The sequence below is a fragment of the Kutzneria sp. CA-103260 genome, assembly GCF_018263855.1.
Classification (GTDB): Bacteria; Actinomycetota; Actinomycetes; order Mycobacteriales; family Pseudonocardiaceae; genus Kutzneria.
Window position 1 is genome coordinate 8,598,387 of sequence record NZ_CP073318.1, and the last position, 15,754, is coordinate 8,614,140.

General features: G+C 70.5%; 14 protein-coding genes and 1 tRNA gene. 10 read left to right on the forward strand and 5 right to left on the reverse strand.

All coding sequences use genetic code 11. The annotated features are described in order from the left end of the window. Nucleotides 1-123: 123 nt before the first annotated feature. Nucleotides 124-208 (reverse strand) — tRNA-Ser (locus JJ691_RS37950). Between the two features lie 21 nt (nucleotides 209-229). Continuing rightward, a complete protein-coding gene (locus JJ691_RS37955) occupies nucleotides 230-664 on the reverse strand; it encodes a MarR family winged helix-turn-helix transcriptional regulator (RefSeq protein WP_211771965.1) in 435 nt (144 codons plus the stop codon). Between the two features lie 157 nt (nucleotides 665-821). On the opposite strand from JJ691_RS37955, the gene JJ691_RS37960 reads away from it, so the two are divergent. After that, on the forward strand, nucleotides 822-2,510 hold the full coding sequence (locus tag JJ691_RS37960; RefSeq protein WP_442912795.1) for a bifunctional metallophosphatase/5'-nucleotidase: 1,689 nt from the start codon (nucleotides 822-824) through the stop codon (nucleotides 2,508-2,510). A gap of 461 nt (nucleotides 2,511-2,971) precedes the next feature. Continuing rightward, nucleotides 2,972-3,883 carry a KPN_02809 family neutral zinc metallopeptidase gene (ypfJ, locus tag JJ691_RS37965; RefSeq protein ID WP_211764328.1) on the forward strand — a complete coding sequence of 304 codons (912 nt, stop codon included), beginning with the start codon at nucleotides 2,972-2,974 and terminating at the stop codon, nucleotides 3,881-3,883. A gap of 45 nt (nucleotides 3,884-3,928) precedes the next feature. Here ypfJ and JJ691_RS37970 read toward each other — a convergent pair whose 3' ends face one another. Beyond that, nucleotides 3,929-4,567, reverse strand: a complete 639-nt coding sequence (locus JJ691_RS37970; RefSeq protein ID WP_211764329.1) for a GNAT family N-acetyltransferase — start codon at nucleotides 4,565-4,567, stop codon at nucleotides 3,929-3,931. 54 nt (nucleotides 4,568-4,621) lie between these two features. On the opposite strand from JJ691_RS37970, the gene JJ691_RS37975 reads away from it, so the two are divergent. Then, nucleotides 4,622-5,608 (forward strand): NAD(P)H-quinone oxidoreductase, encoded by a 987-nt coding sequence (locus JJ691_RS37975; RefSeq protein ID WP_211764330.1) that lies wholly within the window; start codon nucleotides 4,622-4,624, stop codon nucleotides 5,606-5,608. Here JJ691_RS37975 and JJ691_RS37980 read toward each other — a convergent pair. After that, on the reverse strand, nucleotides 5,598-6,227 hold the full coding sequence (locus JJ691_RS37980; RefSeq protein WP_211764331.1) for a class I SAM-dependent methyltransferase: 630 nt from the start codon (nucleotides 6,225-6,227) through the stop codon (nucleotides 5,598-5,600). The two genes, JJ691_RS37975 and JJ691_RS37980, sit on opposite strands and share 11 nt — an antisense overlap. Continuing rightward, complete coding sequence (locus JJ691_RS37985; RefSeq protein ID WP_211764332.1) at nucleotides 6,220-7,419, reverse strand: cysteine desulfurase-like protein; 1,200 nt, start codon at nucleotides 7,417-7,419, stop codon at nucleotides 6,220-6,222. The genes JJ691_RS37980 and JJ691_RS37985 overlap by 8 nt, the downstream gene beginning before the upstream one ends. Nucleotides 7,420-7,478: 59 nt before the next feature. On the opposite strand from JJ691_RS37985, the gene JJ691_RS37990 reads away from it, so the two are divergent. From JJ691_RS37990 to JJ691_RS38020, 7 genes are all read left to right on the forward strand, one after another. After that, nucleotides 7,479-8,027, forward strand: coding sequence for a bacterial proteasome activator family protein (locus JJ691_RS37990; protein WP_211764333.1), 549 nt, complete (start codon nucleotides 7,479-7,481; stop codon nucleotides 8,025-8,027). A gap of 80 nt (nucleotides 8,028-8,107) precedes the next feature. Continuing rightward, the gene (gene wzm / locus JJ691_RS37995) at nucleotides 8,108-9,016 is read left to right on the forward strand and encodes a galactan export ABC transporter permease subunit Wzm/RfbD (protein ID WP_442912506.1); all 909 of its coding nucleotides are present in this window, start codon (nucleotides 8,108-8,110) and stop codon (nucleotides 9,014-9,016) included. 15 nt (nucleotides 9,017-9,031) lie between these two features. Continuing rightward, a complete protein-coding gene (gene wzt, locus JJ691_RS38000) occupies nucleotides 9,032-9,853 on the forward strand; it encodes a galactan export ABC transporter ATP-binding subunit Wzt/RfbE (protein WP_211764335.1) in 822 nt (273 codons plus the stop codon). Further along, nucleotides 9,850-10,752 carry a galactofuranosyltransferase GlfT1 gene (glfT1, locus tag JJ691_RS38005; protein WP_211764336.1) on the forward strand — a complete coding sequence of 301 codons (903 nt, stop codon included), beginning with the start codon at nucleotides 9,850-9,852 and terminating at the stop codon, nucleotides 10,750-10,752. The genes wzt and glfT1 overlap by 4 nt, the downstream gene beginning before the upstream one ends. A 293-nt stretch (nucleotides 10,753-11,045) precedes the next feature. Continuing rightward, nucleotides 11,046-11,978 carry a hypothetical protein gene (locus tag JJ691_RS38010; RefSeq protein WP_211764337.1) on the forward strand — a complete coding sequence of 311 codons (933 nt, stop codon included), beginning with the start codon at nucleotides 11,046-11,048 and terminating at the stop codon, nucleotides 11,976-11,978. A 79-nt stretch (nucleotides 11,979-12,057) separates the two neighbouring features. Next, on the forward strand, nucleotides 12,058-12,474 hold the full coding sequence (locus tag JJ691_RS38015; protein WP_211764338.1) for a hypothetical protein: 417 nt from the start codon (nucleotides 12,058-12,060) through the stop codon (nucleotides 12,472-12,474). Between the two features lie 123 nt (nucleotides 12,475-12,597). Then, nucleotides 12,598-15,642, forward strand: coding sequence for an AfsR/SARP family transcriptional regulator (locus JJ691_RS38020; RefSeq protein ID WP_211764339.1), 3,045 nt, complete (start codon nucleotides 12,598-12,600; stop codon nucleotides 15,640-15,642). The last annotated feature ends 112 nt before the right edge of the window (nucleotides 15,643-15,754 follow it).

The window sequence follows — 15,754 nt, forward strand, 5'->3', positions numbered from 1 at the left end:
CGAGCCCGAAAGGGGGTGCAGGGGGCGAAGCCCCTCCTGCCTGGGGGTGTGGGGCGCGAGCCCCACAAAGCACCTGGAGCGACGAGGCGTCGGGGTACCCACAACGCACACGTCACCCCTGAGCGGAAGCGGAGGGATTTGAACCCCCGGACGGTTGCCCGTCTTCCGCTTTCAAGGCGGATGCATTCGGCCGCTCTGCCACGCTTCCCTGGAGGGCAAGGGTAGCTGGTCAGTCGTCGGGGGTCTCGGCCAGCATGGCGCCGATGCGTTCGAAGACCTTGGCGAGGGTGGCCTGCTGGGTCTCGGTGGTGAGGTCGATCATGTGCCGGCGAACGCCGTCGACGTGGGTGGGGGCGGCTTCACGGAGTTTGGCCATGCCGGCGTCGGTGAGGCCGGCGTAGACGCCGCGGCCGTCGCTGGAGCAGTTGTCGCGTTCGACGAGGCCGTCGCGTTCCATGCGGGCGATCTGGTGGGAGACGCGGCTCTTGGAGGAGGCGACTTCGGCGGCGAGCACGCTCATGCGCATGCGGTGGTCGGGGCGCTCGGCGAGGCGGACCAGGACCTCGTAGTCGGCGAGGGTGATGTCGTGGGCGTCCACGAGTTCCCGGTGCAGTTGGCCTTCCAGCAGGATGCTGGAGACGCGGTAGGCCCGCCAGGCGGCCATCTCGCCGTCGTCGAGCCACTGGGGTTCGCTCACTTGTCAAGGCTAACCGTCACGTCCCGTTCAGTCGCTGAACCTGGCGTTGTTTCCGGTCACGGGGCACACTCCCTCGCCGAACGCCCGAACGGGGAGTCGGGCGCATTCCGGAAGGATCGACATGATCGTTTTGGCTAGACGGCTCGGCGCGCTGGCGGTCACCGCCGCGGCGGCGCTGACGCTGACCGGGGCGCCGGCGCAGGCGACGCCGGCCCCGATCGACGTGCGCCTGATCGCGTTCAACGACTTCCACGGCAACCTCGAGCCGCCGGCCGGTTCGTCGGGCCGGGTGACGTTGTCGGACGGCACGTCGGTGGTGGCGGGCGGAGCCGCGTACATGGCGACGCACGTGAAGCAGCTGCGCACGAAGAACACGCTGCTGTTCTCGGCCGGCGACAACGTCGGGGCCTCCCCGCTCGCCTCGGCGCTGTTCCACGACGAGCCGACGATCGACTTCATGAACGACATCGGCGTGAACGCGTCGGCGATCGGCAACCACGAGTTGGACAAGGGCTACCAGGAGCTGCTGCGCAAGCAGTTCGGCGGCTGCGCGTCGGACGGCTGCCAGTTCGAGAAGTCGTTCTCGGGCGCCAAGTGGCCGTATCTGGCGGCGAACATGACGTTCGACAACGGGCTGCCGGCGGCGCTGCCGTTCACGGTGGACTTCTCCGGCGGGGTGCCGGTGGGTGTGATCGGCGTGCCGCTGAAGGACCTGCCCAGTGTGACCTCGGCCGACGCGATCAAGGGCCTGAAGTTCGGCGACGAGGTGCAGGCGATCAACAAGTCGGCGGACCTGCTGGACCGGCTGGGCGTGAAGACGATCGTGGTGCTGCTGCACCAGGGCGACAACACCGAGGGCGGCGGCCCGAACGACTGCAAGACGGATCCGGGGCCGGCGCTGGCGATCGCCAAGGCGGCGTCGCCGAAGGTGGACGTGATCTTCTCGGGCCACAGCCACCAGCAGTACGACTGCACGGTCAACGACCCGGCCGGCAACCCGCGGCCGCTGATCCAGGGCGCCTCGTTCGGCCGGCTGCTGTCGGTGGTGGACCTGAAGATCGACCCGAGGACCCGGGACGCGATCCGGAGCAAGACGGTGTCGCACAACGAGGTTGTCACGCGGGACGTGACGCCGGATCCGACCGTGCAGGCCCTGGTGTCGAAGGCCGTCACCGAGGCGGCCCCGATCGCGAACAAGGCGGTCGGCTCGATCACCTCGGACATCGTGGCGGCGCAGCAGCCGTCGGGCGAGTCGCCGCTGGGTGACGTGATCGCCGACGCGCAGCTGGAGTCGACGAAGTCGGCGGGCGCGCAGGTGGCCGTGATGAATCCGGGCGGCATTCGCGCGGACCTGAACTTCAAGTCCTCGACGGCCGGTGTGGCCGACGGCACCGTGACGTACTCGAACGCGTTCACCGTGCAGCCGTTCGCGAACATCCTGCAGACCGAGACGTTGACCGGGGCGCAGCTCAAGGCCTTGCTGGAGCAGCAGTGGCAGCCGCAGCCGGACGGCTCGGTGGCGACGAAGATGCTGCAGATCTCGTCCAGCCTGCACTACACGTGGTCGGCGTCGGCCCCGGTCGGCTCGCGGATCACGGCGCTGTCGGTGAACGGCCAGCCGGTGACCCCGGACGGCAGCTACAAGGTGACCGCGAACAACTTCCTGACCGGCGGCGGCGACGGCTTCAGCGTGCTGAAGCAGGGCTCGAGCATCGTCGGCGGGGCGATCGACCTGGACGCCTTCACGGCGTACCTGACGGCGCACCAGAACCTGGCGCCGCCGGCCTCGGACCGGGTCACGCGGACGCCCTGACACTGTGTGACCAGCACAATCAACCGATTCAGGTACCCACAGGGGGTTGTGATCAAGGTCACGTAGGAGCAAGCTCGAAACACGGATGGACCAGCGGGAACTAGTTTTCGCGGATCGCCCGGGAAGGGACCAGGTGGTGCTATGGCGGAAGAGCTTCGCTGTGACGGTCGGCGTGTCGGCTGCACCCCCGCGGCCGGATCGGTCGGTGCCTGTCCGGTCGCGACTGTGAGCAGCACCAGCTAGGTCTCGGGTGCGCACATCCGTTTCGCGCACGTCGACGATGTTGAGCCCCACATCGGATGCGTTTCAGGGCGCACCTGGTGAGGTTCCACGCCAACCTCGCGACGACCGCGACCGTCACTTTTCCGGTTGGACCTGGGTGCGGTGGCCTTCGGGGGCACCGCACCCAGGCATGTCCGGGCTCCGCCTATCGTGGACGTCGTCGACGAACGGGAGGAACCGTGCAGTTCAACGACGACGCGGACCTGGACACCTCGCAGGTCCAGGACTACCGGGGATCGGGCGGTGGCGGCGGTGGCGGCTTCGGGTTCCCGCTCGGCGGCCTCGCCCTGGGTGGCGGCGGCATCGGCATCGTCGGGCTGGTGCTGTGGCTGGTGATCAGCCACTTCGCCGGCGGCGGTGGCTCGCCGAACCAGCTTTCCGGACAGCCCAACAACTCCACGATCAACCAGTGCAAGACCGGCGCGCAGGCCAACACCAGCCAGGACTGCCGGGACGTGGCCCTGGTCAACTCCATCCAGGCCTACTGGCAGGACCAGTTCTCCCGGTCCGGCAAGACCTATCGCAAGGCCACCACCATCTTCTTCACCAACCGGCAGCAGACCGGCTGCGGCACCGGCACCACCGGCATGGGGCCCTTCTACTGCCCCGCTGACCAGCACGTGTACATCGACCTGAGCTTCTTCAAGGAGCTCCAGACCAAGTTCGGCGCCACCGGCGGTCCGTTCGTCGAGGGGTACGTGCTCGCCCACGAGTACGGGCACCACGTGCAGAACCTGCTGGGCACCTCGAAGAACATCGGCAAGGGCAGCGGCGCCACCTCCGGCTCCGTGCGGCTGGAGCTGCAGGCCGACTGCTACGCCGGGGTGTGGGCCAACCACGCCACCAGCACCCCCGCCTCGAACGGCAAGCCGCTCATCACCAACGTGTCGCAGCAGGACATCGCCAACGCCCTGGACACCGCCTCCCGCATCGGCGACGACTTCATCCAGAAGAACCTGGGCAGCGGGCAGGTCAACTCCGGCTCGTTCACCCACGGCACGTCGGCGCAGCGGCAGCACTGGTTCACGACCGGCTACCAGAGCGGCAACCCGGCCTCCTGCGACACGTTCAACACGAACGACCTGGGCTGACGAAACCCGCATTTCGGTGTGACGCTGAGCGGGACTCGCCGGGGTTCAGGCGATGAGCAGGGGGAGGCACTCGTCGATGCCTTCGACGTCGAGCTTCCAGCGGGGGCGGAAGGTGGCGAAGCGGTCGGCCGTGACGAGCATGCGGAGTTGCACGGCCGGCTCACCACGGCGGGAGTCGCGCATGGTGCCGTCGTCGACGTAGCCGAGGGAGCGGCTGACCCGCAGGGAGGCCTCGTTGTCGACGTAGGCGGAGGTGCGGGCCTGCACGGCGCCGAGGTGGTCGAAGGCGAAGGCGAGGACGGCGGCGCGCATCTCGGTGCCGTAGCCGTGGCCCTGGAATTCACGGCCGAGCCACGAGCCGGTGCTGACCTCGCGGGTGACGGCGAAGTCGCGGCCGTGCACTGCCTGCTCGCCGATCACCTTGCCGTCCAAGCGAATCAGGAAGTGCAGGTGCCAGTTGTCGAGCCGCAGCTGAGCCCGGTGGGACCAGTAGAACTGGAGCGTGTTGAGGCCGAGCTCGGCGTCCGGGGCGTCGGTCCACGGGATGTCGAAGGGCATGTACTCGGGCGGGTGGATGCCGGCCCGGGCCACCTCGATCAGCTGGTGGAGGCCGTAGTCGTCGTCGGGACGCAGTTCGAGTCGCTGGGTCCGTAGCACCAGGTTCCGCAGTGGCCAAGGCTCCATGACGTGATGGTGCCCGCGAGGCGTCGGCACGGCCAGCGGATTACGGTCGAAGCCATGCACGCGATCACGATCAGGCAGCCGGGCGGCCCGGAAGTGCTCGAATGGGCGGAGACGCCGGATCCAGTGCCAGGGCCGGGCGAGGTGCTGCTGGACGTCGCCGCGACGGCGGTGAACCGGGCGGATCTGTTGCAGCGGCAGGGGTTCTACCCGCCGCCGAAGGGCGCGTCGGAGATCCTGGGCCTGGAGTGCTCGGGCACGATCGCCGCGGTCGGCGACGGCGTCGAGGGCTGGCAGCCCGGCGACGAGGTGTGCGCGCTGCTGGCCGGCGGCGGCTACGCGGAGAAGGTGGCGGTGCCGGCGCCGCAGCTGCTGCCGGTGCCGAAGGGCGTGAGCCTGGTGGACGCGGCGGGCCTGCCGGAAGTGGTGTGCACGGTGTGGTCGACGGTGGTGCAGACCGCGGGGCTGGCCGAAGGGGACGTGCTGCTGGTGCACGGCGGCGCGGGCGGCATCGGCACATGCGCGATCCAGATCGGCAAGGCGCTGGGCGCGACGGTGGCGGTGACGGCGGGTTCCCAGGAGCGCCTGGACAAGTGCCGGGAGCTGGGCGCGGACATCGCCGTCAACTACAAGACCGAGGACTTCGTGGAAGAGGTCCGCAAGGCGACCGACGGCCACGGCGCGGACGTGGTGCTGGACAACATGGGCGCGTCCTACCTGCCCCGCAACATCGACGTGCTGGCGATGGACGGCCGGGTGGTGGTCATCGGGTTCCAGGGCGGCGTGAAGGGCGAGCTGAACATCGGCGCGCTGCTGGCCAAGCGGGGCGGCGTCTACTCGGCCGGCCTGCGGGCCCGCCCGGTCACGGGCAAGGGCGGCAAGGCGGACATCATCGCCGACGTCCGCGACCGGCTGTGGCCGCTGGTGGAGTCGGGCGCGGTGAAGCCGATCATCGGCCGCACGCTGCCGATGGCGCAGGCGGCCGACGCGCACCGGGCGCTGGAGGCCTCGGACGTGTTCGGCAAGCTGGTGCTCACGGCGTGAGCAGGGCGTAGCCGATGGTCTGCTCGGTGCGGAAGCGCAGCGCGAACTCCCGCCGCCAGCGGTCCATCACGGTCAGCTCGCCGGGGCGCCCGATGTCGTCGAGCAGCACGGCGGCCCCGGGCGCGAGCACGCCGCGGAACACAGGCATGGCCGGATAGCGGATCAGATCGTCACCGGACGGGCCGTCGACCAGCAGCAGGTCGACGAGCCCGAACCGGTCGACGTACTCGGACACCTCGTCGTGCACGACCTCGGGCGCGTACCAGCCGGCCCGGCCGATGGCGGCGGGGTGCGGCATCAGCGGCACGTGCACCACCCGGGCCACGTGCCCGAGGCCCTCGCGGCGCAGCTGGCTGGCGACGAAGGCGGCCTGCCGCTCGTCGTGCTCCAGCGACAGCAGGTGCCCGAAGCCGCGGCGGTGCAGCAGTCGGGCGATGAGCACGGAGGCGGCGCCGCAGCCGCATTCCACCAGCACGCTGCGGGCCCCGAGCAGCACCTCGTCGAGCAGCACGGTGAGGCCGGCGGGCCGCAGGTCCTGGCCGGTGAAGGGCAGGTACTCGGTCAGCAGCGGCGTCAGCCGGATCCAGGCCGAGACGTCGGCCAGCTCGCGGCTATCCAATGTCGGCGAGCGCGCGGATCAGCTGGTCGACTTCCATCTGGTTGGTGTAGTGCGCCAACCCGATGCGCACCGCACCACCGATCTCGCCGACGCCGAGCACGGAGAACACGCCGTTCTGGCCGGGGTCGGCGAAGGCGCACACGCCGCGTTCGGCCAGGTGCTCCACCGCCTCGACGGCCTTCACGCCGGTCACGGTGAAGGCCAGCGAGGGCACGCGGCGCATGGCGTCGCCGATGACCATGGCGTTGCGGGACCACCGCAGCTCGTTGATCAGATGGGAGAGCAGCCCGGCCTGGTAGGACTTGACCGAGCCCAGCGAGCTCATCAGGCGTTCCCGGCGTGGCCCGACGGCTGCGTCGTCCAGGGCGGCCAGATAGTCCACGGACGCGACCAGCCCGGCCAGCAGCGGATACGGATGCGGCCCCAGCTCCAGCCGCTCCGGCCCGCGGGCCCCGGCCTCCAGCGCCACAGACGGCAGCCGGTCCAGCAGCTTGGCGTCCCGGAACACCAGGGCCCCGACCGGCGGCCCGCCCCAGGCGTTGGCCGACACGGCGATGATGTCCGCGCCCATGGCGACGATGTCCAGCGGCATGAACGGGGCCGCCGAGGAGGCGTCGACCACCACGAGCGCGCCGGCGTTGTGCGCGGTCTCGGCGATCTTGGCCAGATCGGGCCGGGTGCCGACCGCGCCGGAGGCGGCGGTGATGGCGACCACCTTGGTCCGCGCCGAGACGATCTCGTCGTACTGCCAGGCCGGCAGCTCGCAGGTCTCGATGTCGATCTCGGCCCAGCGCACGGTCCCGCCGGAACGCTGCGCGGCCCGCTGCCACGGCGAGACGTTGGCCGGATGGTCCAGTCTGGACACCACCACCTCGTCGCCGAGCAGCCAACCGTCGCCGAGGGCGTCGGCCAGCCGTTGCAGCAGCACCGCCGAGCTGGTGCCCAGCACCACGCCCCCCGGTTCGGCGCCGACCAGGTCGGCGACGGCCCGCCGGGCCGCGTCCACGATCGCCTCGGCTCGCTGGGAGGCGGGGAAGATGCCGCCCGGCCCGGAGACCGGGGCCCGCAGCGCGGTGGAAACGGCGGTCGCGACCTGCTCGGGCACCTGCATGCCGGCCGGTGAGTCGAGGTGCACCCAGCCGTCGCCGAGAGCGGGGAACAGCCCACGGACCCGAGCGACGTCGAACGCCATGCCACACACCGTAGGCGAGCACGCAGCGCAGCGGCACTCCCGGGTGCCAGGATGGAGGCATGACAGCGCCCAACGACAGCGAGGCAGGCGGACCCCAGCACATCGTGGTGGTGGGACCGGACGGAGCCCAGCTCGGCTCCGCGCGGGTGCCGTCGGCCGAGGAGGCGGAGGCCGGCAAGGACGTGAGCGGACTTGTCGAGCAGCCGGCCAAGGTGATGCGGATCGGCACGATGATCAAGCAACTGCTGGAGGAGGTGCGGGCGGCGCCGCTGGACGAGGCCTCCCGAAACCGGTTGCGGGAGATCCACAAGGCGTCCATCACGGAGCTGGAGGACGGCCTGGCGCCGGAGTTGCGGGAGGAGCTGGAGCGGCTGTCGCTGCCGTTCACCGACGACTCCACCCCGTCCGACGCCGAGCTGCGCATCGCGCAGGCCCAGCTGGTGGGTTGGCTGGAGGGCCTGTTCCACGGCATCCAGACCGCCCTGTTCGCGCAGCAGATGGCGGCGCGGGTGCAGCTGGAGCAGATGCGCGGCCGCGCGCTGCCGCCGGGCATCGGCGGCGCGGAGCCGGACCAACAGCACATCCGGGGCAGTGGCCAATACCTGTAGCTACGGTGGTCCGGCGTCGTCACCCGACTGTGCCCGCCCAGGCGTAACACCACGGAATGACGCCGGTACCCTCGTTCCTCGTGCATCCCTCAAGCACCATCGACCGCCCCGTGGAGCCGCCGGCGTCGTCGACCCGCAGCTGGTCGCGCGCTTTCGCGGACATCAGCACTGGCCTGGCGAACCGGCAGCTGTGGGCCCACCTGGGCTGGCAGGACATCAAGCAGCGCTACCGCCGCTCGGTGCTGGGTCCGTTGTGGATCACCATCGGCATGGGCGTCACCGCGCTGGGCACCGGCCTGCTGTACGGCTTCCTGTTCCACGCGAACACCGCGACGTTCCTGCCCTACGTCACGGTCGGCTTCATCGTCTGGAACTTCCTGAGCGGATGCCTGCTGGAGGGCCTGCAGACCTTCATCTCCAACGAGGGTCTGATCAAGCACCTGCCGGCGCCGCTGTCGGTGTACGTGCTGCGCACGATCTGGCGACAGACCTTGCTGCTGCTGCACAACCTGATCGTCTACGTCATCGTCGCGGCGATCTTCCTCGGCCACCTGATCGAGCCGTACTCGCTGGCCGCCAACGGCGGCGGCACCATCCAGCCCGGCATCGGCTGGTCGATCCTGCTGGCGATCCCGGGCTTCCTGCTGATCGCCGTCAACGGCGGCTGGGTGGCCACGCTGCTGGGCATCATCAGCACCCGCTACCGGGACATCCCGCAGGTGATCAACGCGATCATCCAGCTGCTGTTCTACGGCACGCCGATCGTCTGGTCGATCGACACCCTGAGCCCGGAGAACCGCGACCTGGGCCAGAGCGTGCTGGACTGGAACCCGCTCTACCACCTGCTGCAGGTGATGCGCGGCCCGCTGCTCGGCCAGGAGGTCACCCCGCTGAGCTGGATCGTCACCATCGTGATGGCGGTGCTCGGCTGGGCGCTGGCCCTGGTCTTCATGAAGAACTACCGTGCCCGCATCTCCTACTGGGTGTGAGTGAGGCTTTCTGCAATGGTCAGCATCGACGTCTGGAACGCCTCGGTCGACTTCCCCATCTTCGACGCCAAGACGCGGTCGTTGAAGAAGGCGGTGCTCGGCAAGGCCGGTGGCCGGATCGGCACCGAGAACAAGGTCCCGATCATCGAGGCGCTGCGTGACATCACGCTGTCGCTCAAGCACGGCGACCGGGTGGCCCTGGTCGGCCACAACGGCGCCGGCAAGTCCACGCTGCTGCGCATGCTCGCCGGCATCTACGAGCCCACCCGCGGCTCGGCCCAGATCAACGGCCGGGTGGCGCCGGTGTTCGACCTCGGCGTCGGCATGGACCCCGAGCTGTCGGGCTACGAGAACATCATCATCCGCGGTCTGTTCCTGGGCATGACACGCAAGCAGATGGAACAGCGGATGGACGACATCGCCGAGTTCTCCGAGCTCGGCAACTACCTGTCGATGCCGATCCGCACGTACTCCACGGGTATGCGGGTCCGGCTGGCGCTGGGTGTGGTCACCTCCATCGACCCGGAGATCCTGATCCTGGACGAGGGCATCGGCGCGGTCGACGCGGCCTTCCTGGACAAGGCCCGCACCCGGCTCAACGACCTGGTGCGCCGCTCCGGCCTGCTGGTGTTCGCCTCGCACTCCGACGAGTTCCTGATGGAGCTGTGCAACACCGCGATCTGGATGGACCACGGCCAGATGAAGATGCAGGGCGGGCTGCGCGAGGTGCTCACCGCGTACAAGGGCCGTGACCCCTTCGAGCACATGTCGAAGGAGACGCTGGAACGGCTCGGCCTGGCCGGCGACCCGGTGCTGCCGAACGGTGAGAGCGCATGAACTCGCAGCGCCTGCCCAAGGGCGCGGTCGTCGGGGTCATCGTCACCCACAACCGGCGTGAGCTGCTGGCCACGTCGCTGAAGGTGATGGCGGCCCAGACCAAGCCGATCGACCACCTGGTCGTGGTGGACAACGACCCGGAGCACCCGGCCAAGGACGTGGTGGAGGCCTGCGGGATCCCCACCACCTACCTGACCTCGCACCGCAACCTCGGCGGGGCCGGCGGTTTCGCGCTGGGCATGCTGACCGCGCTGTCGCTGGGCGCGGACTGGGTGTGGCTGGCCGACGACGACGGCCGCCCGGCCGACGAAAACGTGCTGCAGATCTTGTTCGAGGAGGCGCAGAAGCGCCGCCTGGCATCGATCTCGCCGGTGGTCGTCGACATCGACGACCCGAACACGCTGGCCTTCCCGCTACGCCGCGGCCTGACCTGGAAGCGCGGGGCCGACGAGCTGGGTGAGGACTTCCTGCCCGGCATCGCCTCGCTGTTCAACGGCGCGCTGTTCCGGGCCGAGGCGCTGGACGTCATCGGCGTGCCGGACTACCGGCTGTTCTTCCGCGGCGACGAGGTGGAGATCCACCGGCGCCTGGTCCGCAGCGGCCTGCCGTTCGGCACCAGCCTGCGCACCCAGTACCTGCACCCCAACGGCAGCGCCGAGTTCAAGCCGATGCTGGGCGGCAGGTTCCACGCCCAGGACCCGGAGAACGAGGTCAAGCGCTACTACACCTACCGCAACCGCGGTTATCTGCTCTCCCAGCCGGGCCTGCGCAAGCTCGGGCTGCTGGAGGTGGCCCGGTTCGGCCTGTACTTCCTGACCGTCCGCAAGGACCCCAAGCTCTTCGCGCAGTGGCTCAAGCTGGTCCTGCAGGGACGGCACGAGCGCTTCTATCGCAAGTGAGAGTTCCCGATCTGGGCCCCGGTCACTCGGTGACCGGGGCCTTTGTCGTTCCGCAGGGCCGCTGACCTGGGCCTCAAGGTTTCCTCAAGGTCTCCGGAATGGTCCCGTATTAGAGTCAACCACAGCGTCACCGCTAGCCGTTCCGGTTCCTGGAGGGGAGAACCGGAACGGCTTTTTGTTTGCCCGCCGGCAGACCTTGAGGCCGGGCAGGAGGTTGTCTCAAGGTTTTCCCAAACCCCCGTTCCTAATGTCGTTCCTGTCAGCAGGGGAACACGATGAGGGGGAACGAAGAGATGACGAGCATGAAGCGGGTCGCCGGCGGGGTGGCGGCGACGGCGGGGGTCGCGCTGGCTCTCATCGGGGCGTCGGGGGTCGCCCAGGCGGCCGATGGGCTGGGTCCGGTGACCGCGACGGCGACCACCGTCGTCGGCACCGACCAGCTCATCGACACCGTCCACAGCAGCGGCCTGGTCTACGAGCGGACGCTGCACGCCGACGGCACCGTCAGCGGCCCGTACCTGATGGACGAGAACGGTGGCGTCACGGCCATCGCCCTGGCCACCAAGCCCAACGGCGACGCCGTCCGGGTCGAGGTCAAGAACGGCCAGCTCGACGTGCAGCAGGCTCACAACGGCAACCTCTGGGGGCCTGGCACGGTTCTCTCGGCGCCGGAGGGCAACAGCAAGGCCGTCGCCACGACGGTGCTGTCCAACGGCGACCAGCTCATCGACAGCGTGACCACGAACGGCCTGGTCTACGAGCGGACGCTGCACGCCGACGGCACCGTCAGCGGGCCGAACCTGATGGACGAGAGCTTCACGGCCTCGGCCGTCGCCCTGGCCACCAAGCCCAACGGCGACGTCGTCCGGGTGACCATCGACAACGGCCAGCTCGACGAGCAGACCGCGCACAACGGCTTGTGGGGCCCCGGCACCGTCGTCAGCGGCGGACTGACCTACGCCTCGGTGGCGACCACGGTCCTGCCCAACGGCGACCAGCTCGTCGACGTGATCGACAGCACCGGCCGCACCTACGAGATCACCAACTACGCCGCCGGTTTCAGCAACGGGCCTTACATCCTCGACGAGAACACCGGCAGCACCGCCGTCGCGCTGGCCACCGAGGCCAACGGCGACGCCGTGCAGGACGTGGTCCACGCCGGGGCCGTGCAGCAGCGCGTGAAGCACAACGGCGGCTGGAGCCGGGACACCACCCAGATCGGCTGAGCAGACGCACCACCGACGGCGTCGGCGCGGAGAGGGGACGCGCCGACGCCGTTCCGGCCATCGAGACAGGGGACTCACCATGGCACGCCGCACGTTCACTGCCGACCAGGTCACCGAGATGCTGGAGCGCTGGCACCGGGGCGACTCCACCACCGACGTGGCCGCCGCGGTCGGCGTCGACCGCAAGACCGTGAAGAAGTACGCCGACTGCGCGGTGGCCGCCGGCATCCGGCCGGGCGGCCCGCCGCTGACCCCGACCGATTGGACCGCGCTGATCGCCCGCCGGCACCCGGTCATCGCCGAGCCCCGACTGCGCCGCACCACCTGGCGCGAGCTGGACGACAACCGGGAGCTCATCGCCCGGCTGCGGGCCGACGGCGTGCCGCAGGAGCGGATCTGGCGGCGGCTGCGCGCTGAGCAGGGCGTGGTGTCCAGCCTGGCCACGCTCAAGCGCTGGGTGGCGGCCAATCTCGTCGAGGCCGACGCCGTGAGGTAACGGAAGCAACGCCCACCGCCGATAAGGCGGTAAGGGCGGGAATTGTGTGAGCGCGGTCTACTTGACCACTCCTCGACCTGCCGGTATCCGTGGTACAGGCAGGCGGGCGAGGGGGGATCGGGTTTGCGTTTTCGGCTTCTCGGCCCGGTCTGCGCGGTGTCGGGCGACACCACCGTGGAGTTGAGCGGCCGCAAGCCCCGGGCGTTGGTGGCCCTGCTGGCGGTCAACGCCGGCCATGTGGTGCCCACCGACGTGCTGATCGACGCGCTGTGGGGCGACGATCCCCCGGACAGCGCCCGCGCGGGGGTGCACTCCTATGTGTCCACGCTGCGCCGGGCGCTGGGCGAGGGCGTCATCATGCGCCGGTCCGCGGGCTACGAACTGGCCGTGCCGCCCGAGCAGGTCGACGTGCACGTGTTCACGCGGCAGGTGGCACAGGCCCGGCAGGCGCTGGCCGCGGAGCGGTTCGCCGCAGCCGCGCAGGAGCTGAACGAGGCGTTGGAGCTGTGGCGCGGCCCAGCACTGGGCGGCGTGGACGGCGAATGGGCCGAGCGGGAGCGGACCCGGCTGGACCAGCTGCGGCTGGCCGCGCTGGAGGACCGAATCGAGGCCGACCTGCGGCTGGGCCGCGGGCCCCGGCTGATCGCCGAGCTGTCGGCGCTGGTGGACGACAACCCGCTGCGCGAACGGCCCCGCTGGCAGCTGATGCTGGCCCTGTACCAGGCCGGCCGGCAGGCCGAGGCGCTGGAGAAGTACGAGTCGGGCCGCCGGCTGCTGGTGGACGAGCTGGGCGTGGAGCCGAGCCCGGAGTTCCAGGCGGTGCACGGCCGGATCCTGCGGGGCGAGGTGCCGGAGCCGGTGCCCGACGTGCCGCGGGTCGAGACCCCGGCCCCGGAGCCGAAGGCGGCCCCGCAGCAGCTGCCGCCGGACGTCGCCGACTTCACCGGTCGTGAGGCCGAGATCGCGATGCTGGTCCGGCGGCTGCGGCAGTCGACCCAGGCCACCACGGTGTGCGTGATCGCCGGGACCGCCGGCGCGGGCAAGAGCTCGCTGGCCGTCCACACCGCCCACCTGGTCCGCGAGCACTACGCCGACGGCCAGCTGTACGTGAACCTGCGCGGTGTGCACGCGGCCTCCCAGGAGCCGGCCGAGGTGCTGGCCCGGTTCCTGCGGGCGCTCGGCGTGCCGGCATCGTCCATTCCGGACGGCATCGAGGAGCGCGCCGACCTGTACCGCACGCTGCTGGCCGACCGCCGGGTGCTGATCGTGCTCGACGACGCGGCCGACGAGCGGCACGTGCGGGACCTGCTGCCGGGCGGCCCGGGCTGCGCGGTGCTGGTGACCAGCCGGCGGCGGCTGCCGGCGCTGGCCGGGGCGCTGCACGTGGACCTGGCGGTGTTCGCCGAGGCCGAGGCTACCGAGCTGCTGGAGACGCTGATCGGCGCGGAGCGGGTGGCCCGCGAGCCGGACGGCGCCGCGGACATCGTGCGGCTGTGCGGCTGGCTGCCGCTGGCGGTGCGGATCACCGGCGCGCGGCTGTCGGCCCGGCCGCAGTGGCCGCTGCACCTGATGGCGACCCGGCTGCGGGAGCGCCACCAGCTGCTGGACGAGCTGTCGGTCGGCGACCTGGAAGTGCGGGGCAGCTTGCTGCTCAGCTACGAGGGTCTGTCCGAGTCGGAGCGGCGCACGCTACGCCTGCTCGGCTGGCTGGGCACGATGGAGTTCGCGTCCTGGTTCGTCGCCCCGCTGCTGGACACCACCGTAGGTGCCGCCGAGCGGGTCCTGGAGCGGCTGGCCGACACCTACCTGCTGGACACCGTCACGGTGGACGCGGCCGGTTCGCCGCGCTACCAGCTGCACGACCTGACCCGGGCGTTCGCCATCGAGCGGGCCGAGGCCGAGGAACCGGAGCCGCCGACCGAGGCGGTGGAGCGGGTGGTGCACTGCGCCGTCACGATGATCGACGAGGCGACCGCCCGGATGCCGCGGGGCAGCTCGACGCACGTGTCCGGCCGGGAACGGTTCCACTCCCCCGACCCGGCGACGCTGGCCCGGCTGGTGGCCGACCCGGTCGGCTGGTTCGACGCCGAGCGCTCGGTGTTCGTGGCGCTGGTGGAACGGGCCAGCGAGCTGGGTCTGGTGACCGCCTCGACCAGCCTGGCGGCGGCGCTGTCGGCGTCGGCGTTCACCGCCCGCAACCAGTTCGACCAGTGGTGGCAGACGCATTCGGCCGCCTTGCAGGCCGCCGACCTGGCCGGCGACGACGCCAGCAAGGCCTCGCTGTATGTGGGGCTGGGCCGGCTGCGGCTGGAGCAGGACCGGTTCGACGAGGCCGCCGACTACTACGGGCGGGCGCTGGCCGTGTACGAGCGGCTGGGCGACGCCGACAACGTCACGGTGTCCAAGCTGGAGCTGGCCAGCGTGCTGCGCGAGCGCGGCGACCTGGCCGAGGCCAAGCAGACGCTGCTGGCGGTGGAGCCCGAGTTGGCCGGCGAGGCGCACTCGCCGCAGATCCGGGCCCGCGCCTGGCACGGCCTGGGCATGGTGCTGACCGAGCTGGGCGAGTTCGACGCCTCGCTGGTGCAGCTCAACCGGGCACTGACGGAGTACGAACGGCTGGCTGACCGGTTCGGGCAGGCGCTGATGCTGCGGTCCATCGGCATCACCCACCGGGCGATGGGCGACCTGGTGGCGGCCGAGAAGTTCTGCGGCGAGGCGCTGCGCGGCATGGTGGAGCTGGGCGACTCGCACATGCTGGTCTACACCGTGCAGTCGCTGGCCAAGGTGCGGATCCGGCAGGGGCGCGGCGATGAGGAACGGGACGCGCTGCTGGACGGGCTGGAGACGTGCAGCCAATTGCAGGACGGCTTCGGGCAGGCCCTGATGCTGCGCACGCTCGGCGAACTAGACCTGGCGGCCCGCCGATTCGACGACGCCGAGCAGCATCTGCAGCGTTCGCTGCAATGGTGGACCGCGCTGGCCGCGCCGCTCGGCCGGGCCCGCACGCTGCGTGACCTGGCGACCCTGTACGCCGCCACCGGCCGGGCCGGGGAGTCGGAATCCACCTGGCAGGAAGCGCTGCGCCTGTTCGAAAGGCACCACGCGCGGGAGGCGCGTGAGCAACGTCCCCGCGTTGGGAGACAATGCGGGACTGCCGGGGTAGTGTGACCGCGAGATCGAGCCGGGGGACTTCTCTATTTCGGATTGGCACGTGAGTGCCCCCTGTCCGAATTGACCCTCCGCTGATCGAATATGAGCCGAATGGCGTATCTAGGGTGGG

Bases quoted from the DNA above. Each gene is read 5' to 3' on its own strand.
- JJ691_RS37955 (WP_211771965.1), bottom strand. From the start codon at position 664: ATGGCCGCCTGGCGGGCCTACCGCGTCTCCAGCATCCTGCTGGAAGGC.
- JJ691_RS37970 (WP_211764329.1), bottom strand. From the start codon at position 4,567: ATGGAGCCTTGGCCACTGCGGAACCTGGTGCTACGGACCCAGCGACTC.
- JJ691_RS37975 (WP_211764330.1), top strand. From the start codon at position 4,622: ATGCACGCGATCACGATCAGGCAGCCGGGCGGCCCGGAAGTGCTCGAA.
- JJ691_RS37985 (WP_211764332.1), bottom strand. From the start codon at position 7,419: ATGGCGTTCGACGTCGCTCGGGTCCGTGGGCTGTTCCCCGCTCTCGGC.
- JJ691_RS37990 (WP_211764333.1), top strand. From the start codon at position 7,479: ATGACAGCGCCCAACGACAGCGAGGCAGGCGGACCCCAGCACATCGTG.
- wzt (WP_211764335.1), top strand. From the start codon at position 9,032: ATGGTCAGCATCGACGTCTGGAACGCCTCGGTCGACTTCCCCATCTTC.
- glfT1 (WP_211764336.1), top strand. From the start codon at position 9,850: ATGAACTCGCAGCGCCTGCCCAAGGGCGCGGTCGTCGGGGTCATCGTC.
- JJ691_RS38010 (WP_211764337.1), top strand. From the start codon at position 11,046: ATGACGAGCATGAAGCGGGTCGCCGGCGGGGTGGCGGCGACGGCGGGG.
- JJ691_RS38015 (WP_211764338.1), top strand. From the start codon at position 12,058: ATGGCACGCCGCACGTTCACTGCCGACCAGGTCACCGAGATGCTGGAG.